Here is a 19,213-nt window from a genome sequence, read left to right as displayed (position 1 = left end):
ACCAAGAAAAGTGTCACTCTCCCGCGCAGGTATGGCACGCGGTGACCGCTCCGCATGGCCGACCGGAAAAGTGTGGGTCCGGGTTTTTCACTACCGTCGCGTATCAACAGACAGGGTGATCAGAGCACCCGGGATGCCATCAAACGGCGTCAAACCCGTCAGCGGATTCTTGTACAAATTGGGCTTTCTGCCCTCTGACCCCTGTACAATCCGTACAATCCACTCTTGCCACAGGCTTACCTCAATGCCATATGCAAGGTGCTAACGTTTTTCTATTTCGACCTACTGTCTCCTTCTACGGCGCTCAGTCTATCGATCCAGACCTACGACGCCAGGCTGCCGCAACTCCGTGGGCAGCACCAAACAGGAGACACGGATATGCCAGCAGGCACCGTAAAATGGTTCAACACCACCAAAGGCTACGGCTTTATCGCGCCCGAAGATGGCGGCAAGGACATCTTCGTCCACATCTCGTCCGTCGAACGCTCGGGCCTGACCGGTCTGGCCGACAACCAGAAAGTCACGTACGAACTGCGTTCGGGTCGTGACGGCCGCGAAAGCGCCGACAACATCCAGCTTGCATAAGCTATTGAAAGGATGAGGGAAACCCCTCATCCTTTTGTTCAACCGCTGCCGTTTCGGTGGCTGTTTGATCACATCACGGATGCGTGATGCTTGCCCCAGAATTGACCAAATAACATATCATGATGAAACTGACTCTTAGGTTTCATTGGTCAATTGATGAGGGTTTCGATGTTTACACGCCGAGTTTTTCTGGCCGGAACAGCGGCCACGCTGCTGCCAGGCATCGCCAGCGCAAAGAAAGCGGTCGAGTATGATCCGACACCGCAATTCGTGCGCATCAAAAAGCAGTTCCTGCCCGGGCAGCTGCTGGTCGCCCCCCGTTCATTCTATCTTTACTATGTCACCGAACCACGCAAAGCGATCCGCTATGGCTGCGGCGTCGGCAAGGCTGGTCTGGAATTCACCGGCACCGCTACCATTGATGTGAAAAAGGAATGGCCGACCTGGCGCCCGACCCAAGAGATGATCCAACGCGATCCGGTGGCCTATGCAAAATTCAAGGACAATGACTATGTCCAGCCGGGAGGTGGGGATAACCCCCTCGGCGCGCGTGCGATGTATTTGTTCCAGAACGGTGTCGATACCTATTTCCGAATCCACGGCACGACACAGCCACAAACCATAGGCAGGGCGGTGTCAAACGGGTGCATTCGGATGCTGAATGAACATGTCATCGATCTGTATAACAGGGTCCCCATCGGAACGGTTGTTACGGTCGTCTGATCGCTATCACGGGGATGCTAACCTTCCCCGCCCGCCTGCGTCACGAGTTGCAGCACGGACGGACCCAGCGCTTGGACGATCTTCGCCACCCCTGCCGCATTTGGGTGAATGCCGTCCGATTGCATGAATTGCGATACGGCTGCGGGATCGCCCTCCGCTGCAAGCCCCTCGAAGAAACTGCTGAAAAACAGAACTTCAAACTCCTGCGCCAGTGCGGGGTACATGCCATCGAACGCCTGCTTGTATTCAGCTCCGTAGTTGCCCGGCGCCTGCATTCCGATCAACAAGACCGGAACCCTCGCATCGCGTGCAACCTCAAGGATCTTGCGCAGATTGGCTTGCGAAACAGCAGGATCGATCCCGCGCAACACGTCATTCCCGCCTAAGGCAACGATCATTCCGTCCACATCCGGTGTCAGGGTCCATTGCACCCGTGCGGCACCACCCGCCGTTGTATCGCCCGAGACACCGGCGTTGATAACCCGGACATCTGCGCCCTGCGCCTGCAACCAACGGTCAAGCTGGGGAACAAACCCGTTCTCCTCCACCAGCCCGTAGCCTTGCGTCAGCGAATCCCCAAGGGCTGCAATCGCCACCTGTTCGGCTGTGGCCGCAAAACCGCAGAAAACAAATGGACTTGCCATCAAAACCTTGCGCAATACGGTGATCACTCCATATCCCAAAAACCGCTCCTTTATCGGGAAGACCCATGACGCCTGCTGTTCTCGCTCTTCAGAATGCCGCTTTATCGCTGGATGGCAATGCCGGGCGGGTCGATATTTTGCATGACATTACGTTGACCGTGAACAGGGGGGAAACGCTGGGGCTGATCGGGCCATCGGGGTCGGGAAAATCGTCGCTGTTGATGCTGATGGGTGGGTTGGAACAGGCAACAAGCGGTCAAATCTTGGCCTTGGATCAGAATTTGACAAGCATGGACGAGGACGCCCTGGCGCGGTTTCGGCGCGACAACATGGGCGTGGTGTTTCAGAATTTCCACCTGATCCCAACGATGACCGCGTTGGAAAACGTGGCGACACCGCTGGAACTGGCAGGGCACAAAGATGCGTTTCACCGGGCCGAAACTGAACTGAATGCCGTGGGGTTATCGCATCGCCGCGATCATTACCCAGCACAGTTGTCGGGTGGCGAGCAGCAACGAGTTGCCCTGGCGCGCGCATCGGCACCACGCCCCAAGATCTTGCTGGCGGATGAACCGACCGGGAATCTGGACGAAACAAACGGTGCCGCGATTGTCGATCTGCTGTTCGGGCTTCGGCGCAAATATGATGCAACGCTGGTTCTTGTAACGCACAGCCGTTCGCTGGCTGAACGATGTGACCGTGTGATCCGGCTGCGCGACGGCAGGATTGCCGACGAGACCCGGCAGGAGGCCGCAGAATGAGCCTTCGGCTCGCCGCGCGGCTGGCCCGTCGAGAGCTGCGCGGGGGCCTGCGCGGGTTTCGCATCTTTCTGGCTTGTCTGGCCTTGGGCGTCGCAGCCATCGCAGCCGTCGGATCGGTGCGTCATGCGATTCAGACCGGGCTGACCCGCGAAGGGGCATCCCTGCTGGGCGGCGATGCCGAGCTTGAGTTCACTTATCGTTTTGCCACTGAGGCCGAGCGCCTCTGGATGCAACAGGCATCCGAGCAGGTGTCCGAGATTGTCGATTTCCGCTCGATGGCGGTTGTACCCCGCGACACCGGGCCGGAACGTGCGCTGACCCAGGTCAAATCTGTGGATAAGGCTTACCCGCTGGTCGGATCGGTTAAGCTGGAGCCGGATATCACGCTGAGCGACGCCCTGAATGGCAGGGCCGGATTACCCGGTGCCGTTATGGAACCCGTTCTGATCGACCGGCTTGGTTTGTCGGTCGGTGATCACTTCGCGCTAGGCACGCAAGAGTTCATTCTGATGGCCGCACTTCGGAATGAACCCGACAGCGCCGCGGCTGGTTTTGCCTTGGGGCCACGTACAATGGTGCGTACCCAAGCGTTGCAGGCATCTGGCCTGCTGGAACCCGGAACGCTTTTTTCGACCAGGTACCGGCTGACCTTGCCCCAAGACGTGAACCTGTCGGAGGTAGCCGCACGTGCCAGCGCGGCGCTTGAAGGCTCGGGGATGCGCTGGAGCGACGCGCGCAACGGCGCGCCGGGCATATCGGAATTCGTCAACCGCCTGAGTGCCTTTCTGGTCCTTGTCGGGTTGTCGGGGCTTGCCGTCGGTGGCATCGGTGTGTCCGCCGCCGTGCGGGCCTATCTGAGCCAGAAAACGGAAACCATTGCGACATTGCGGACATTGGGCGCGGATCGCTCCACCATTTTTCAAACTTACATGATTCAGATCGGGGTGCTGTCCCTGACTGGCATTGTAATTGGACTGCTACTGGGTGGGGTGGCTCCGCTTTTGCTGGCGCCGCTGCTGGAATACCGGTTGCCGGTTCCGGCGGTGTTCTCGCTCTATCCGCGACCGCTGATCGAGGCCGCACTTTATGGCCTGCTGACAGCGTTTCTGTTCACACTCTGGCCGCTGGCCAGAACCGAAGATGTGCGCGCCGCAACTCTGTTTCGCGATGCACTGAGTGCGGCTCGTCCCATCCCACGCGCGATTTATGTCGTGGCAACCGGGATTGGATTGGCGTCCCTGATCGTGATTGCGTCCTGGTTCAGCGGCTCTACTCGCCTAACCCTGTGGACCAGTGGCGGACTTGCGGGCGCACTGATCTTGCTGGCGCTCGCAGCCTATGCCATTCGCAATCTGGCGCGGGTCGGAACACCTTTGGCGCGGGGCCGCCCTGCCCTGCGATGGGCCTTGTCCGCCATCTCTGATCCGCGTGAAGGCGCGGGGTCGGTGGTTTTGTCACTTGGTCTGGGTTTGTCAGTGCTGGCAGCGGTTGGGCAGATCGACGGCACGCTGCGCAATGCGATCTCCGGCAATCTGCCGGATGTCGCGCCCTCATACTTCTTTGTCGATATTCAAAAAGACCAGATGCCAGGTTTTACCGAACGGCTGCAAACCGATCCGGCTGTCAGCCGCATTGAAAGCGCACCAATGCTGCGAGGGATCATCACTCAGATAAACGGTCGCCCTGCGCGCGAGGTGGCCGGAGATCATTGGGTCCTGGAGGGAGATCGCGGCGTTACCTATTCAGCCCGACCCCCGGCAAATGCACGGGTGACAGCGGGGGAATGGTGGGCAGAGGATTATTCTGGTGCACCACAGATCAGCTTTGCAGCCGAAGAAGCCGAAGAGATGGGTCTGAAACTCGGTGATCAGATAACTGTCAACATCCTGGGGCGGGATATCACCGCAGAGCTGACCTCAACCCGAGAGGTGGATTTTTCCACAGCGGGTATGGGTTTTGTCATGTCGATGAACCCGTCGGCGCTGGCGGGCGCGCCACACAGCTTTATTGCGACGGTATATGCAGAAGAACAGGCCGAGGCCGCCATTCTGCGAGATCTTGCAGGCCAGTTCCCCAACATCACGGCCATCCGAGTGCGCGATGCCATTGACCGGGTTTCGGGCCTTTTGGCAGGAATTGCCGCCGCAACCTCGTATGGCGCGGGCGTGTCGTTATTGACCGGATTTCTGGTTCTGATCGGGGCGGCAGCCGCCGGTGAACCCGCCCGCAGATACGAGGCGGCAATCCTCAAGACGTTGGGGGCTGACCGTAGCCGCATCCTGCGCAGTTTTGGGCTGCGCTCGGTCTTGCTGGGCACCGCGGCGGGCTGCGTCGCCTTGCTGGTCGGCATCCTGGGCGGCTGGGCTGTGGCCACGTACATCTTCGACACAGGTTTTACTGTGATCTGGTCTTCGGCCTTTGGCATTGTTCTGGCCGGTATCGGCGTTACGCTCTGCGCAGGTTTCGCCTTCGCACTGCGCCCTCTCTCGGCCCGGCCAGCCCGCATTTTGCGGGCCAGCGACTAAGGTCAGCGTACGCAGGCCACCGGCTGCAACAGCTTCAGCAACGGGTCGTTGTCACAAACCAGCGCATCCAACGACACTTCGTCCAGAGACGCATAAAAAACTTCCGCCGCATCCTGTAATGCCAGCCGCAGCCTACAGGCATCGGTCAAAGGACAGGTGTTATCCGCATCCGCAAAACACTCGGCGATGGGCAAGGCCCCTTCGACATGCCGAAACACCGCGCCGATCCGGATTTGACTTGCCGGGCGTGCCAACGACATACCGCCGTTGCGGCCGCGCTGAGTGCTCAGGTAATTCAACTGGCTTAACTGGTTGATCACCTGAGCCAGATGGTTTTCCGAGATGTTGCAGACTTCGGCGATCTCGGCTTTGGTGACCAGCCGGTCCGGGTGTGCGGCGCAATACATCAACAGGCGCACAGCGATATTCGTCCGTTTGGTAATCCGCATGAGGGCCTCCCTGAATAAAAGATGAAGCCTTATTGCATGTCGCGGAAAAAAGCGGTTTGACATACATCAATCGACCCAAAGGACACCTCTCGCATGGCCGACCCCTATTTCTTTGGCTATGGAAGCCTTGTGAACCTCGCCACACATGATTTCCCCGACCCCCGCCCGGCAAAGCTGAAAGGTTGGAAACGCGCATGGCGTCATACCGATCTGCGTCCGGTCGCGTTCCTGACAGCTGTCCCGGACCCGGAGTCTGAAATTGAGGGAATGATCGCGCATGTCCCAAAGAACGACTGGGCCGCACTGGATGAACGGGAATGGGCGTACGACCGAATTCCTGCGACGCATTCGATTTCACATCCACTGACACATGAAGTTGAAATTGCGGTCTACGCCGTCCCGCAGGATCGGCATAACGAGCCCAGCAACCGCCATCCCTTGTTGCTCAGTTATATCGACGTTGTCGTGCAAGGCTATCTACGGGCATTTGGAGAGGAAGGGGCAGACCGGTTCTTTGCAACAACCATCGGCTGGGATGCCCCGATCCTGAACGACCGGGCCGAGCCCCGTTACCCACGACATCAACAACTGAAACCAGCCGAACGTGACTTCGTTGATGATCGACTGATCAGATTGTCGGCCCGGATTGAACAGCCGGAATAAATATGGGCCGCGCCTGTGCACGACCCTTTTTGCTGGAATAGTATCGATTTACCCGCGCGCGCGGATCACCTGCAACAGTGGCAGCAACGCAGCCATTTCAGGGCCACGCTCGGCACCGGTCAACGCCTTGCGCAGCGGCATGAACAGACCTTTCCCCTTGCGCCCTGTTGCCTCTTTCACGGCATTGGTCCAGGCTCCCCAGGTGTCGCCATCAAACGGGCCTTCGGGCAGCAGCGACATGGCTTTAGCGATGAATTCGCGATCTTCTTCCGCAACCAACGGCTCGGCACCATCACGGCACAGGTCCCACCACCCTTTAAGGTCGGCTAAAGTGGTAATGTTTTCCCGCGCCATGGCCCAGAACGGCTCGGCCAACTCAGCAGGCACCCCGGCATCCGCGACAGCATCGGCCACATTCGCCAGCGGCAGCGATTGCAGGTATTTCGCGGTCAGCGGGAACAGGTCCTGCACGTCGAACTTGGTCGGCGCGGCACCAAACCGGCTCACGTCAAAGCCGTCGATCAACTCGGCCATTTCCGAGCGCAGTTCGACCGGATCGGACGAACCCAGACGCGCCATAAGGCTCAGCAGTGCCATCGGTTGCACGCCCTGTTCGCGCAGATCGCGCAGGGCCAGCGTACCCAGGCGTTTCGACAGAGCTTCGCCCTGCGGGCCGGTCAGCAGCGAGTGATGCGCAAAGCGCGGGCAATCCCCGCCCAGTGCCTTGATGATCTGAATCTGGGTCGCAGTGTTGGTCACGTGGTCCGAGCCGCGCACGACATCAGTCACGCCCATTTCAGTGTCGTCTACCACCGAAGCGATAGTATAAAGAACCTGCCCATCACCACGGATCAGCACCGGATCAGAAACCGAGGCCGCATCGATCGAGATGTCGCCCAAAATACCGTCGGTCCACTCGATCCGTTCGTGATCCAGCTTGAAACGCCAGACACCGTTGCCACGTTCGGCGCGCAGCGCATCCTTCTCGGCATCCGACAGGTTCAGCGCGGCACGGTCATAAACCGGCGGCTTGCCCATGTTCAGCTGTTTCTTGCGCTTCAGGTCCAGCTCGGTCGGTGTCTCAAACGCTTCATAGAACCTCCCCATCGCGCGCAACTTGTCAGCCGCTTCGGCGTAGCGGTCCAAACGCTCGGATTGACGCTCAACACGATCCCAGTGCAAACCCAGCCATTCAAGATCCTGTTTGATGGCATCGACATATTCCTCTTTCGAGCGTTCGGGGTCGGTGTCATCGATGCGCAGGATGAACGTACCGCCTGCTTTGCGGGCGATCAGATAGTTCATCAGGGCGGTGCGCAGGTTGCCCACATGGATGTAACCGGTGGGCGACGGGGCAAAACGGGTGGTTTTCATGGGTGTCTCCTGTTGGCGCGGCTCTTGTCACATGGGCGCGTTTTTGTCCAGCCGCCGCTTGATCCATCAGGTGATTCAACGCGGTTCCACGGGCCATATCCTGCCAAGGTCGGTCAACCCGGCGCGGATGAGTTCCGACAGAACCTGCATGTCGATATCCGCCAGCGTGTTCACGTACAGGCAGGACTTGCCCAGCTTGTGCTTGCCCAACCGGGCCAGAATGCCGCCAAAATCCGCGTAACCCGGCATGATATAGATCACCAGCGCCGACTTGCGCGGGGAAAACCCGGTTGCAAGAAAATCGCCCTCTCGGCCCGAGGCGTAGCGATAGTGATAACGGCCATACCCGATCATCGACGGGCCCCACATGACCGGATCAAACCCGGTGGTGGCCCGAAACAGTTCATCCAGAGCGCGCGCCTCTTCGGCCCGACGTTCTGATTGGACCGAGTTAAGGAAATCTTCTACACTTTGATCTGTTGGAACGGTTTTGTTCTGCGATCGCGACATGAACAAAAATTAACACGTATTGTTCATCCATGCACCCTACGTGGATGTCGTAACATCTGGTCAGAATCTCACAACGTTCTAGTTTTTCTAAAGGTGTTCTGACAGGGAGAACGATAATGACAATCAAACTTACGCGCCGTGCCGCCTTGGGAACTGCTGCCGCCTTGCCGTTTGCCACGGCAGCAGCGCCGGTTTTGGCCGCAGGCTCTGACGCCAAGGCCAACTCGACCATCGCCAAATCCTTCAAGGTCGGCGACTTTACCGTCACGACCCTGCTGGATGGCAGCCTGCCGCGCGACGGCGCCAAGGATATCTTTGGCGGTGGCGCGTCTGATGAAGACTTCGCAAAGGTTTCGGCAGAGAACTTTATTCCCGCCGACACCGCCCAGTTCTTCTTCACCCCCTCACTGGTCAACACCGGATCGGAACTGGTGTTGTTCGACACCGGTCTGGGGCAGGGTGGCATTCAGGCCGCTTTGGCCGATGCAGGTGTCAGCCCGGATCAGATCGACGTTGTCGTGCTGACCCATATGCATCCAGACCATATTGGCGGCATGACAACGGATGGCGCACCGACCTTTTCCAACGCACGCTATGTGACCTCGGCAACGGAATACGATTTCTGGTCCGCGCAAGAGGCCGGAAACAATGTCGGTGATCTTGTGGCCGCAAAAGTCACGCCGCTGGCCGAGAAGATGAGCTTTATCGGTGATGGAGAGCAAGTGGCGTCGGGCATAACTGCGGTTGCGGCCCACGGCCATACTCCGGGCCATACGGTCTATCATCTGGAGAGCAACGGACAGCGCCTTCTGCTGACAGCGGATTTGGCCAACCATTACGTGTGGTCCTTTGCCCATCCGGAATGGGAGGTTCGGTTTGACATGGACAAGGCCGCCGCGACAGCCGCGCGCCGTAATGTTCTTGGCATGCTGGCAGCCGACAAGGTGCCGATGGTCGGCTATCACATGCCCTTCCCTGCCGCGGGCTTTGTCGAGACACGAGGCGAGGGCTTCCGCTTTGTTCCGGTCAGCTATCAGATGATGGGCTAAGCCCCTAGTAACCCGGATCCGGTCGCACCTTTGAGCCGTCGGTGAACCGAGACAGGCGGAACGCGGTCGGATCCACACAAGGGGTTGAATCAGTGACAAGGTCAGCCGTCAGGCGGCCGGCGCCGGGCCCGATGCCAAAGCCGTGGCCGGAAAAGCCCGTGGCGATATACATACCCGGCATGTCATCCACGCCCGAGATTACGGGAATGGCGTCGGGGGTAACATCAATCATACCCGCCCAACTTTGGACGATTTCACTGTCCTGCAAGGCAGGGAACCCTTTTCGTGCACTGGCCCAGGCTTGTCGCAAAAACTTCTGCGAAGGTTCAGGATCCAAAACCCGGCACAGCTCGAACGGGGTCACGTCGGTCGGCAACCATTTTCTGTTCTGACGGGCCTCGATAGCCCACTGTTTTGACCAGCGAAAACGCAGGGATTTCCATTCCTGCGCAAAGGCAAAACGAAACTGCAACCCCAGCCGGAAACTGTCTGGCACGATATCGACCGTGTTCTGATGTCCCGACGCGATGGTGTGCCCGCCATCTGCGCGCTTTCGGATCGCAAAATCATCCGACCACAGCGCAGTTTCGGGCCCATCTTTCACCGGAGAGGTCCGCAGAACTGTGTTCAGAACCTTAAGCTGCGGCAGGTTGATACCTGCATTACCCGCAAACAGACGCGACCACGCACCCCCCGCCAAAACCACGCGCCCGCAGGCGACCTTGCCGCGTTCGGTGAATACACCAGCAATACGCCCATCCTGAATGTCCACACTTCGCACAGCGCAGCCTGTCATGATCACAGCACCTAGACGACGTGCGGCTTCGGCAATGGCCGGGGCGGCCCATTGCGGTTCAGCCCGCCCGTCCTGCGGCATGTACAGAGCAGATGTCAGGCCGGTTTCGTGCCCGTGCAACAACTCTGCCAACTCGCGTCCCGACACCATTTTTGCCCCGGTCTGCAATCCTTCCACATGGCACATCCAACGCTTCAGGTTGACTTCTCCCCGCTTGCCGGACGCGCCGAAAAGAATGCCGGATTGCGCATAGCCGGTATTGCCATCCAGGCGGGCATCAAGGGTCTGCCAGATCCGCAACGCCTCTTGCATCAGGGGAATTTCGCGGGGGTCACGCATGCCCAAACGCACCCACCCCCAATTGCGCGAGCTTTGTTCAGCTGCAATCTGCCCCTTTTCGCACAAAAGGACGGAAGCGCCGCGTTCAGCCAGTTCCAGCGCGGTTGAAACGCCGATTATGCCGCCGCCAACAACGACAACATCAACAGATTTGGGAAGGGCAAGATCGGATTCTACGGGGTTCGGTTTTGGTGCCGTCATAAATACGCAATACTCTGTCGCCTGAACCCGTATGGGGACCAAGACCCAGAAGTTTGGCAACACGAATTGTCACAACGTCGGCACTATTTTTACGCCTGTGGCCCAGACGCCAATGGCAACGAAAATCCTCAGCACATCACGCTGCGCCGGACAGTTCCGCCCATTTCTGACGCAGCTTCGCGGTCAATCCGGTGTCTTTTTGCACGGTCTGCGCGGTTACGTCCTTCTGCGGCAACAAGCTTGGAAACTCAGCCCGAAGCGACGCCGCTGCCTGTTCGTCGGACAGCCGCTGTTCATTCAGGACACCGGCAATCGCCGCTTCCAGCTTTTCCTCATCCAGCTCCTGCGGCGGAGATTCCATCGTCCGCCGTTTCAAAAGAGCATGATGCGATCCTTGATATTCCTCATACATGTCAAAACCAAACCATTTACTCAGACATCCAACCCCGGATGCGTCACACTTCATCAAAATCAACTCGCGACTTTGAGAATTGCGTCGCACCCGCCCCACATAGGGCAATTTTCAAGCTAAAATGTGGCAGAAAGTTGTCACTGCGACAAGTCAGAGGCCGGTTTTCGCGCCCGTGGCAGGCCCATAACGAGAAATCGGAAAACAATCAAAGGGAGGGAAACTTTACTGTTTCCAAGTCAGCGCACGAATTGCGGCAATCAGGGGCGATCACGCCAGCGATTCACAATCGGATACCGCCGGTCCAGCCAGAACGCGCGGTTGCTCAGGCGCGTACCGGGGGCGGACTGAAACCGTTTATACTCGCTGATATAGACCAGATGTTCGACCCGCTGCGCATCTGCTTCGTTGTACCCGGCGGCGACGCAATCCGCGATCGATCCGTCCTGATCGACCAGGATCTCAAGTATTCCGTCCAGCACCGGGTAATCCGGCAGGCTGTCGCTGTCTTTCTGATCTTCGCGCAGTTCCGCACTGGGCGGTTTGTCGATGACAGAGGGACGGATCACTTCGCCTGCAGGGCCCATCATCCAGTCTCGGTGATTGGCATTGCGCCAGCGGCAGGTTTCGAACACACGGGTCTTGTACAGATCCTTGATTGGATTATAGCCGCCGTTCATGTCGCCATAGATCGTGGCATAGCCCACGGCGACCTCGGATTTGTTGCCGGTGGTCAACAGCATTTCGCCGAACTTGTTCGAGATCGCCATCAACAGCAACCCGCGCAGGCGGGATTGAATGTTTTCTTCGGTCAACCCTTCATCCAGCCCTGCAAACAGCGGTGCCAAAGTGCTGGTGACGGCTGCGCGGCTGTCCGAGATCGGCACGTAGTCATAATGCACGCCCAGCGCTTTGGCGACCGCCTCGGCATCGTCAAGCGAGGCCTGGCTGGTGTATTCCGACGGCAGCATCACGCAGCGGACATTTTCGGCCCCGATGGCATCGACCGCAATGGTCGCAACCAGCGCGGAATCGACCCCGCCGGACAAGCCCAGCAGCGCCTTCTTGAAACCGGTTTTTCCCATATAGTCGCGAAGGGACTGCACCATTGCGCGATAATCCTGCTCCCACTCATCCGGTTGAGGCACGATTTCACCTGATGCGATCCGCCAGCCGTCTTCGCCGCGCTCAAGATCGACTTGCGAGAGCAGTTCGTCAAAAACAGGCATCCGGAACGCCAGTTCCCCGCCCGGGTTCAGGCCAAAGCTGGCACCGTCAAAGACCTGATCATCCTGCCCGCCAACCATATTCAAGTAGATCAGCGGCAAGCCGGTTTCGACCACGCGCGCGACCATATGGTTCAGTCGCACATCGTATTTATCCCGGAAATAAGGCGACCCGTTGGGGATCAACAAAAACTCGGCCCCGGTTTCCTCCAGCGTTTCTGCCACGTCCGGGTGCCAGCTGTCTTCGCAGATCGGGCTGCCAATCCGGAAATTCCCTACCGAATACGGCCCACCCAATGGACCCGCATCATACAAGCGCACTTCGTCGAACACCGTCTCATTCGGCAAGTGGTGCTTCAGAACCTTGCTGGTGATCCGGCCACCCTTCAGGATCAGGTAGGCGTTGTACAGCTTTCCATCGTCGACCCAGGGACCACCAATGGCGATTGCAGGACCTTCAGCGCATTTTGCGGCCAGCGCTTCGACCGCAGCCATGGCTGCGCGGTGGAATACCGGTTTGAGAACCAGATCCTGCGTGTTGTAGCCGGTGATGAACATCTCGGGGAAGGCCACCAGATTCGCGCCCGCTGCTTTGCCTTGTTCCCATGCCGCAACGGCCTTTGCCGCGTTGCCTTCGATATCGCCAACGGTCGGGTTCAGTTGCGCCAGAGTGATGCGGAAACGGTCGGCCATGCTGCCCTCTTGCCTCGTAAGTCCTATTGCCATTTAGCAGATCACCGCGCGAGTAAAAGACCAATGCGGCAAAAGCCGTTGCTCTGCCCGCAACGGTACCTTAGTTTTGCGAAAGAGATATCACCAGCGACGACCGGGCAGACAGGACCAGAAATGAACGTGATCCGAAACTCAATTTTGGCGGCGGGGATGAGCCTGACAGCGGCCACTGCTTTCGCGCAGGACGGGACCGTCATCGTCAAGGATGATGAAGTTGGCGGTGTCTATGAAGGCACTTATGAGAACGGGTTGCGGCACGGGACAGGAACGTATCGGCTGCCGAACGGATTTGAATACACCGGGCAATGGGTAGAAGGCGAAATTCAGGGTCAGGGTACCACACACTACCCCGACGGGTCAGTCTACGAAGGCATGTTCGCCAAGGGTCAACCCGAAGGGCGCGGCAAGATCATCTATGCCAATGGCAGCAGCTACGATGGCGATTGGTCGAACGGATCAATCAACGGCACCGGCATTGCTGAATTCGCGAACGGCACGCGCTATGAGGGTGAATTCAGGAACGCCCAGCGACATGGCAAAGGCGTGCTGAGTTTTCCCGACGGATACATCTATGATGGCGACTGGGTCGACGGTGAACGGCAGGGCAAAGCAAAGATCACATATGCCGACGGCAGCGTTTACGACGGCGACGTCAACGCAGGTTTGCGCGATGGCACCGGCACACAGACAATGCCAGACGGGATGGTGTATTCAGGGGATTGGTCCGGGGACCAGATCACCGGGATGGGTAACCTGACCTACTCCAACGGTGACGTATACGAAGGCGAGCTTCTAGAAGGGCGCCGTCACGGCAAGGGCAAAGTGACCCACGCCCAAGGGGATGTGTACGAAGGCGATTTTGTCGACGACCGCCGCCACGGCAAAGGAACGTTCACCGGAACAGACGGCTTTGTGTATACCGGCGACTGGAACGCCGGGCAGATTGAAGGCCTTGGCGAAGTGACCTATCCGGATGGCTCTGTCTATGTCGGCGATTTCGTTGCCGATCTGGCCGAAGGAAACGGCAGCATCACCTATCCGGACGGATCGACCTATGAAGGCGAATGGATCGCGGGTGTTATCGAGGGTCAGGGCACGGCCACCTATACCAATGGTATGATCTACAAAGGCCAGTTCAAGAACGCGCAAAGCCACGGCAAGGGTGTGGTTACGCGCGCAGATGGCTCGGTATATGACGGCGACTGGGTTGAAGGCGTGCGTCAGGGCAAAGGCAAGGCGACCTATTCCGATGGCACGGTCTACACCGGTGATTTCCTGAACGGAAAACGGCACGGCAAAGGGGAAATCGTGACCCCTGCCGGGTTCAAGTATACGGGCGACTGGTCGGACGGAAAAATCAACGGCGTGGGTACCGCCACCTACTCGAACGGGGACGTGTATGAGGGCAGCTTTGTCGACAACAAACGGCAGGGCAGTGGGACGATGCGCTATGCCAACGGCCAGGAGGAAACCGGTGTCTGGGAAAACGGCGTGTTGCCAGATCAGACCTCGGACCAGCAGAGCGACGCTGACACCCCTGCCCCGCAACCCAACCCTGATGCAAATACTGAGGCAACCGGAACCTCGGACGGGTGAAGGCTCACCACGGGACCCGCTTACCGGCCCAATCATAGAACCCTCCTGTATCAGCGAGCGTTAACCCGCGTATCACGTTCAACAGGTTATCGGCGGCTGCTTCAGGTTCGACGGCAGGATGACGACCCAGGTATTTCTTCGTGAACTCTGTTTTTACTGTGCCGGGGTGAATGGCGACGCAAATCGCCTGTTTATGTGTTCGGGCCAATTCAATCGCGGCAGTACGGACGACCTGATTGACCGCTGCCTTGGCCGCACGGTAGCTGATCCAGCCGCCTGTTCGATTATCCCCGATTGATCCCACCCGCGCCGACAGCACCGCGAATACAGATCGTCTTTGTCGCGGCAACAGATGATACGCGTGGCTTAGCACCAATGCCGGACCAACGGCATTCAACGCAAACTGATCCATCATGGCTTTGGCTGAAATCGCCCGAAGGGTTTTTTCTGGCACTGCGCCGTTTATCTCCAAGGCGCCCGAAGCCACCAGAATCAGATCAAACTGACCTGGTAGGTTTTCAAGCTTCAGCATCACCCCGTCCGGATCGGTCAGGTCAAAGCCGTCCTCCGACCGGGACAAACGCGTAACCGAAACGCCCTGCTCAACCAGCCGCCTGGTAACAGCTGCGCCAATCCCGCCAGAAGCACCAATTGTCAATGCAGTTTCCATCCATGATCAGCTAGCGGCGCTGTGCAAACAATCAAGGCGGTCGAAACAAGGGCAGTTGCCAGAAGTTCGCGTATTGCAAATTGGTTCTTTTCATTCCCGGCGGGCTCTGTATAACCTCAATCCCATGATCAACCGCGCAGATATCCCTTGTGTCGACACCGCCCTTCGCGGTGCGTCGCTGCGTGGCCTACTGATCCTAATCCGCCTCTGAGCGTGCCATCCGGCGCGCCCGCTCAGAGGAGGACGCCAGCGCGCCATAGGCTTTAGGACAGAAGAAGAAAGAGAACCCCATGACCAACGTGACCGACCAAGACCGCGTCTTGATCTTCGATACCACTTTGCGCGACGGCGAGCAGAGCCCCGGCGCCACCATGACCCATGACGAAAAGCTCGAAATCGCCGAGCTGCTGGACGACATGGGCGTCGATATCATCGAGGCCGGTTTCCCCATCGCGTCCGAAGGCGATTTCAAGGCTGTGACCGAAATTGCACAGCGGTCAAAGAACAGCCGTATCTGCGGTCTGGCCCGCGCAAATTTTGCCGATATCGACCGCTGCTGGGAGGCGGTAAAACACGCTGAGAAAAACCGCATTCACACATTCATCGGCACTTCGCCGCTGCACCGCGCCATCCCGAACCTGACGATGGACGAGATGGCAGACAAGATCCACGAAACGGTCAGCCACGCGCGCAACTTGTGCGAAAACGTGCAGTGGTCTCCGATGGACGCGACCCGAACCGAATGGGATTACCTGTGCCGGGTGATCGAGATCGCAATTAAGGCCGGGGCAACCACGATCAACATCCCGGATACGGTGGGCTATACCGCTCCGGTAGAAAGCGCGGACCTGATCAAGCGTCTGATCGAAACGGTGCCGGGGGCGGATGACGTGATCTTTGCCACCCACTGCCACAATGACCTTGGCATGGCGACCGCGAACTCGCTGGCCGCTGTGGCAGGTGGTGCCCGCCAGATTGAATGCACCATCAACGGTCTGGGCGAACGCGCTGGCAACACGGCGCTGGAAGAAGTTGTCATGGCACTGCGCACGCGCAACGATATCATGCCGTGGCACACTGGCATCGACACCACCAAGATCATGCACATCTCGCGTCGGGTTGCGACGGTCTCGGGCTTTCCGGTGCAGTTCAACAAGGCGATTGTCGGCAAGAACGCTTTTGCCCATGAAAGTGGCATCCATCAGGACGGGATGCTGAAAAACCGCGAAAACTTTGAAATCATGCGTCCTGAGGACATTGGTCTTTCGGGAACATCCTTGCCGCTTGGCAAACATTCGGGCCGCGCAGCCTTGCGCGACAAGCTCGAAACGCTGGGGTTTGAGGTGGGCGACAACCAGCTCAAGGATATCTTTGTCCGGTTCAAGGATCTGGCAGATCGCAAGAAAGAGGTGTTCGACGACGATCTCATTGCACTGATGACGCTGGACGAGGCTGACGACCACCTGCAACTGGTTTCGATGAAGGTGACTTGCGGCACGGGTGGTCAGGCGGAATCGACGGTCGAGCTGGAGGTTGAAGGCGTGGACAAAACCGCCACTGAACATGGCGACGGCCCGGTGGATGCGACCTTTAAGGCGATCCGTGCGATTTATCCCAACACGGCACGCCTTCAGCTTTATCAGGTTCATGCCGTAACCGAGGGCACGGACGCACAGGCGACGGTTTCCGTGCGCCTGGAAGAGGATGGAATGATCGCAACCGGCCAGTCGGCAAACACCGACACCGTCGTGGCGTCAGCTAAGGCTTATATCCACGCTCTCAACCGCCTGATTGTGCGCCGTGAAAAAGCTGGACCAGGCGCGGATGCGCGCGAGATCAGCTATAAAGACCTGACGTGATTGCATAAATCATCCGGGCAACCGCAAGTTTGGTTGCCCGGAAAATCCAACACGACCCACGGTGATGGATTGGGTGCTTTATCCCGACCAGCGTCTCGTCTGCTGCTAAAGCTGCGCGAAAAGCTTGGAAAGGCGGTTCATTTCGTCGCCGATACAGAACGGCGCGTTCACAACAAACATACCTGACCCAATCATCCGGTGCCCCTCACGCGCAGGCGGGAATGTCACTTCGTGGCAAATTGCTTTGGGGTAGTTTCGCGATTTGAGAGCCGCAGTCATCCCAGCATGTCGATTGTCCGTCAGGATCGGGTACCAAAGGGCAATCACGCCCACATTCCACTTGCGGTGCAGCTTGGCGATAATGCCGGGCAAGCGGTCATAATCGGCTTTCACCTCGTAACTGGGGTCAATCAGCATCATGCCCCGGCGCGGGGCCGGAGGCAGCAAGGACTGCGCCAGATCGAACCCATCCTGCTGATAGACTTTCGCCCCAAACGGCGACATCGCCAACGACAGGGCCGCAAATTCCTGTGGGTGCAGTTCCGCGAGGTGCAAACTGTCCTGTTCCCGCAACATAGTCGCAGCAATCATCGGCGATCCTGGATAGGCCATGTCGCCGTACCGGGCCTCTACCTGCTTCAGGACCTGCGCCATCGGGTGGTCGGGCCCGAACCACCCTTCCCGCTGTGCGCGACCGATCCCTGCCTCTGCCTCTCCTGTCCGAATGGATTCGTCTGCATCCAACCGATACAACCCACGCCCGGAATGCGTTTCGATATAACTGAGCGGCTTGTCCTTGCGTGTCAGATAATCCAGCACCCACGCCAGTAAAGCGTGCTTTTGGACATCCGCCAGATTCCCGGCGTGGTAAATGTGTTGATAAGAGAGCATTTTGCCTTCTAAAGTCCCATTCAATAAGGCGGAAAGGTGCTGATTGTCGCGGAATCAGCCCTTTTACCGGGCGTGATGGCACCCTATAAGTCATCCGTCCCGGAACCGTCGAGTCGCGGGCAGTAGAAAACCGACATTACAGGATCAGGGAAAACATGGGGATCTTTGGCAATCTGGGCGGCCTGTTCACAGCGGACATGGCTATCGACCTTGGAACAGCAAACACGCTGGTTTACGTCAAGGGGCGCGGTGTCATCCTGTCTGAACCTTCGGTTGTGGCCTACCACGTCAAGGACGGTGTGAAGAAAGTTCTGGCAGTTGGCGAAGATGCCAAGCTGATGCTGGGTCGGACGCCCGGTTCGATCGAAGCCATCCGCCCCATGCGCGAAGGTGTGATCGCGGATTTTGATACTGCCGAAGAAATGATCAAGCACTTCATCCGCAAGGTGCACAAACGCTCGACCTTCTCGAAACCCAAGATCATTGTCTGCGTTCCTCATGGCGCAACCCCGGTCGAAAAACGTGCAATTCGGCAGTCGGTCCTGTCAGCAGGTGCCCGTCGCGCGGGCCTGATTGCCGAACCGATTGCGGCCGCAATCGGGGCCGGCATGCCGATCACCGACCCGACCGGCAACATGGTTGTTGATATTGGCGGGGGCACTACCGAGGTTGCTGTTCTGTCGCTGGGTGACATCGTATATGCCCGTTCGGTCCGCGTTGGTGGTGACCGGATGGACGAGGCCATCATTTCCTACCTGCGTCGCCAACAGAATCTTCTGGTTGGTGAATCCACGGCTGAGCGTATCAAGACAACCATTGGTACCGCCCGGATGCCCGACGATGGGCGCGGTCAGTCGATGCATATCCGGGGGCGTGACCTGTTGAACGGCGTGCCCAAGGAAATCGAGATCAGCCAGGCCCAGGTGGCCGAAGCGCTGTCAGAGCCCGTGCAACAGATCTGCGAGGCGGTTATGACCGCGCTTGAGACAACGCCCCCCGACTTGGCTGCGGACATTGTCGACCGTGGTGTGATGCTGACCGGTGGCGGCGCGCTGCTGGGCGATCTGGACCTGGCTCTGCGCGAACAGACCGGCCTGGCGGTTTCCATTGCGGACGAAAGCCTGAATTGTGTGGCTTTGGGTACCGGCAAAGCGCTAGAATACGAAAAACAGCTGCGCCACGCGATTGACTACGAAAGCTAAGGCGCGCAC

The 19,213-nt window shown here is 58.4% G+C and carries 18 protein-coding genes; 9 read left to right on the top strand and 9 right to left on the bottom strand.

Annotated features, from left to right (window positions below):
* Positions 1-378 precede the first annotated feature (378 nt).
* A complete protein-coding gene (locus ACR0AP_RS10985) occupies positions 379-585 on the top strand; it encodes a cold-shock protein (RefSeq protein ID WP_209506380.1) in 207 nt (68 codons plus the stop codon).
* A gap of 168 nt (positions 586-753) precedes the next feature.
* Positions 754-1,308 carry a L,D-transpeptidase gene (locus ACR0AP_RS10980; RefSeq protein WP_209506382.1) on the top strand — a complete coding sequence of 185 codons (555 nt, stop codon included), beginning with the start codon at positions 754-756 and terminating at the stop codon, positions 1,306-1,308.
* A gap of 17 nt (positions 1,309-1,325) precedes the next feature.
* On the opposite strand, the gene ACR0AP_RS10975 is transcribed toward ACR0AP_RS10980, so the two are convergent.
* Complete coding sequence (locus ACR0AP_RS10975; protein ID WP_480506822.1) at positions 1,326-1,952, bottom strand: arylesterase; 627 nt, start codon at positions 1,950-1,952, stop codon at positions 1,326-1,328.
* 65 nt (positions 1,953-2,017) lie between these two features.
* On the opposite strand from ACR0AP_RS10975, the gene ACR0AP_RS10970 reads away from it, so the two are divergent.
* Positions 2,018-2,713, top strand: a complete 696-nt coding sequence (locus ACR0AP_RS10970) for an ABC transporter ATP-binding protein (protein WP_480506777.1) — start codon at positions 2,018-2,020, stop codon at positions 2,711-2,713.
* A complete protein-coding gene (locus ACR0AP_RS10965; RefSeq protein ID WP_480506776.1) occupies positions 2,710-5,238 on the top strand; it encodes an ABC transporter permease in 2,529 nt (842 codons plus the stop codon). The genes ACR0AP_RS10970 and ACR0AP_RS10965 overlap by 4 nt, the downstream gene beginning before the upstream one ends.
* A 2-nt stretch (positions 5,239-5,240) precedes the next feature.
* Here ACR0AP_RS10965 and ACR0AP_RS10960 read toward each other — a convergent pair whose 3' ends face one another.
* Positions 5,241-5,687, bottom strand: a complete 447-nt coding sequence (locus tag ACR0AP_RS10960; RefSeq protein WP_267366061.1) for an RrF2 family transcriptional regulator — start codon at positions 5,685-5,687, stop codon at positions 5,241-5,243.
* Between the two features lie 93 nt (positions 5,688-5,780).
* Between ACR0AP_RS10960 and ACR0AP_RS10955 the strand changes: the two genes are divergently transcribed.
* Positions 5,781-6,350 (top strand): gamma-glutamylcyclotransferase family protein, encoded by a 570-nt coding sequence (locus ACR0AP_RS10955; RefSeq protein ID WP_480506775.1) that lies wholly within the window; start codon positions 5,781-5,783, stop codon positions 6,348-6,350.
* A 48-nt stretch (positions 6,351-6,398) separates the two neighbouring features.
* On the opposite strand, the gene gltX is transcribed toward ACR0AP_RS10955, so the two are convergent.
* Positions 6,399-7,724, bottom strand: coding sequence for a glutamate--tRNA ligase (gene gltX, locus ACR0AP_RS10950; protein ID WP_480506774.1), 1,326 nt, complete (start codon positions 7,722-7,724; stop codon positions 6,399-6,401).
* Positions 7,725-7,799: 75 nt separating this feature from the next.
* Positions 7,800-8,234: a DUF1801 domain-containing protein gene (locus ACR0AP_RS10945; protein WP_480506773.1), complete on the bottom strand. Its 435-nt coding sequence runs from the start codon at positions 8,232-8,234 to the stop codon at positions 7,800-7,802.
* A gap of 116 nt (positions 8,235-8,350) precedes the next feature.
* Between ACR0AP_RS10945 and ACR0AP_RS10940 the strand changes: the two genes are divergently transcribed.
* Positions 8,351-9,283, top strand: coding sequence for an MBL fold metallo-hydrolase (locus ACR0AP_RS10940; RefSeq protein ID WP_480483251.1), 933 nt, complete (start codon positions 8,351-8,353; stop codon positions 9,281-9,283).
* Positions 9,284-9,287: 4 nt separating this feature from the next.
* On the opposite strand, the gene ACR0AP_RS10935 is transcribed toward ACR0AP_RS10940, so the two are convergent.
* From ACR0AP_RS10935 to ACR0AP_RS10925, 3 genes are all read right to left on the bottom strand, one after another.
* Positions 9,288-10,619 (bottom strand): NAD(P)/FAD-dependent oxidoreductase, encoded by a 1,332-nt coding sequence (locus tag ACR0AP_RS10935; protein WP_480483250.1) that lies wholly within the window; start codon positions 10,617-10,619, stop codon positions 9,288-9,290.
* Between the two features lie 136 nt (positions 10,620-10,755).
* The gene (locus tag ACR0AP_RS10930; protein WP_245220582.1) at positions 10,756-10,980 is read right to left on the bottom strand and encodes a hypothetical protein; all 225 of its coding nucleotides are present in this window, start codon (positions 10,978-10,980) and stop codon (positions 10,756-10,758) included.
* A gap of 308 nt (positions 10,981-11,288) precedes the next feature.
* Positions 11,289-12,947: an NAD+ synthase gene (locus tag ACR0AP_RS10925; RefSeq protein ID WP_480506772.1), complete on the bottom strand. Its 1,659-nt coding sequence runs from the start codon at positions 12,945-12,947 to the stop codon at positions 11,289-11,291.
* A gap of 153 nt (positions 12,948-13,100) precedes the next feature.
* Between ACR0AP_RS10925 and ACR0AP_RS10920 the strand changes: the two genes are divergently transcribed.
* On the top strand, positions 13,101-14,582 hold the full coding sequence (locus ACR0AP_RS10920) for an MORN repeat-containing protein (protein WP_480506771.1): 1,482 nt from the start codon (positions 13,101-13,103) through the stop codon (positions 14,580-14,582).
* 4 nt (positions 14,583-14,586) lie between these two features.
* On the opposite strand, the gene ACR0AP_RS10915 is transcribed toward ACR0AP_RS10920, so the two are convergent.
* Positions 14,587-15,252, bottom strand: a complete 666-nt coding sequence (locus ACR0AP_RS10915) for an SDR family NAD(P)-dependent oxidoreductase (protein ID WP_480506770.1) — start codon at positions 15,250-15,252, stop codon at positions 14,587-14,589.
* 290 nt (positions 15,253-15,542) lie between these two features.
* On the opposite strand from ACR0AP_RS10915, the gene ACR0AP_RS10910 reads away from it, so the two are divergent.
* Positions 15,543-17,111, top strand: coding sequence for a 2-isopropylmalate synthase (locus ACR0AP_RS10910; RefSeq protein WP_267365497.1), 1,569 nt, complete (start codon positions 15,543-15,545; stop codon positions 17,109-17,111).
* Between the two features lie 105 nt (positions 17,112-17,216).
* Here ACR0AP_RS10910 and ACR0AP_RS10905 read toward each other — a convergent pair whose 3' ends face one another.
* Positions 17,217-18,002, bottom strand: a complete 786-nt coding sequence (locus ACR0AP_RS10905) for a 23S rRNA (adenine(2030)-N(6))-methyltransferase RlmJ (protein WP_480486707.1) — start codon at positions 18,000-18,002, stop codon at positions 17,217-17,219.
* Positions 18,003-18,157: 155 nt separating this feature from the next.
* Between ACR0AP_RS10905 and ACR0AP_RS10900 the strand changes: the two genes are divergently transcribed.
* A complete protein-coding gene (locus tag ACR0AP_RS10900; RefSeq protein ID WP_039523195.1) occupies positions 18,158-19,204 on the top strand; it encodes a rod shape-determining protein in 1,047 nt (348 codons plus the stop codon).
* Positions 19,205-19,213 lie beyond the last annotated feature (9 nt).

This window comes from Ruegeria sp. AF7 (assembly GCF_056541885.1).
This window is presented reverse-complemented; position numbering and strand designations above follow the sequence as displayed.

Excerpts from the sequence above, each read along its gene's own strand:
- ACR0AP_RS10975 (WP_480506822.1), bottom strand. The coding sequence starts at position 1,952 with ATGGCAAGTCCATTTGTTTTCTGCGGTTTTGCGGCCACAGCCGAACAG.
- gltX (WP_480506774.1), bottom strand. The coding sequence starts at position 7,724 with ATGAAAACCACCCGTTTTGCCCCGTCGCCCACCGGTTACATCCATGTG.
- ACR0AP_RS10900 (WP_039523195.1), top strand. The coding sequence starts at position 18,158 with ATGGGGATCTTTGGCAATCTGGGCGGCCTGTTCACAGCGGACATGGCT.
- ACR0AP_RS10905 (WP_480486707.1), bottom strand. The coding sequence starts at position 18,002 with ATGCTCTCTTATCAACACATTTACCACGCCGGGAATCTGGCGGATGTC.
- ACR0AP_RS10925 (WP_480506772.1), bottom strand. The coding sequence starts at position 12,947 with ATGGCCGACCGTTTCCGCATCACTCTGGCGCAACTGAACCCGACCGTT.
- ACR0AP_RS10935 (WP_480483250.1), bottom strand. The coding sequence starts at position 10,619 with ATGACGGCACCAAAACCGAACCCCGTAGAATCCGATCTTGCCCTTCCC.
- ACR0AP_RS10920 (WP_480506771.1), top strand. The coding sequence starts at position 13,101 with ATGAACGTGATCCGAAACTCAATTTTGGCGGCGGGGATGAGCCTGACA.
- ACR0AP_RS10985 (WP_209506380.1), top strand. The coding sequence starts at position 379 with ATGCCAGCAGGCACCGTAAAATGGTTCAACACCACCAAAGGCTACGGC.
- ACR0AP_RS10960 (WP_267366061.1), bottom strand. The coding sequence starts at position 5,687 with ATGCGGATTACCAAACGGACGAATATCGCTGTGCGCCTGTTGATGTAT.
- ACR0AP_RS10980 (WP_209506382.1), top strand. The coding sequence starts at position 754 with ATGTTTACACGCCGAGTTTTTCTGGCCGGAACAGCGGCCACGCTGCTG.
- ACR0AP_RS10945 (WP_480506773.1), bottom strand. The coding sequence starts at position 8,234 with ATGTCGCGATCGCAGAACAAAACCGTTCCAACAGATCAAAGTGTAGAA.
- ACR0AP_RS10915 (WP_480506770.1), bottom strand. The coding sequence starts at position 15,252 with ATGGAAACTGCATTGACAATTGGTGCTTCTGGCGGGATTGGCGCAGCT.
- ACR0AP_RS10970 (WP_480506777.1), top strand. The coding sequence starts at position 2,018 with ATGACGCCTGCTGTTCTCGCTCTTCAGAATGCCGCTTTATCGCTGGAT.
- ACR0AP_RS10955 (WP_480506775.1), top strand. The coding sequence starts at position 5,781 with ATGGCCGACCCCTATTTCTTTGGCTATGGAAGCCTTGTGAACCTCGCC.
- ACR0AP_RS10910 (WP_267365497.1), top strand. The coding sequence starts at position 15,543 with ATGACCAACGTGACCGACCAAGACCGCGTCTTGATCTTCGATACCACT.
- ACR0AP_RS10965 (WP_480506776.1), top strand. The coding sequence starts at position 2,710 with ATGAGCCTTCGGCTCGCCGCGCGGCTGGCCCGTCGAGAGCTGCGCGGG.
- ACR0AP_RS10940 (WP_480483251.1), top strand. The coding sequence starts at position 8,351 with ATGACAATCAAACTTACGCGCCGTGCCGCCTTGGGAACTGCTGCCGCC.
- ACR0AP_RS10930 (WP_245220582.1), bottom strand. The coding sequence starts at position 10,980 with ATGGAATCTCCGCCGCAGGAGCTGGATGAGGAAAAGCTGGAAGCGGCG.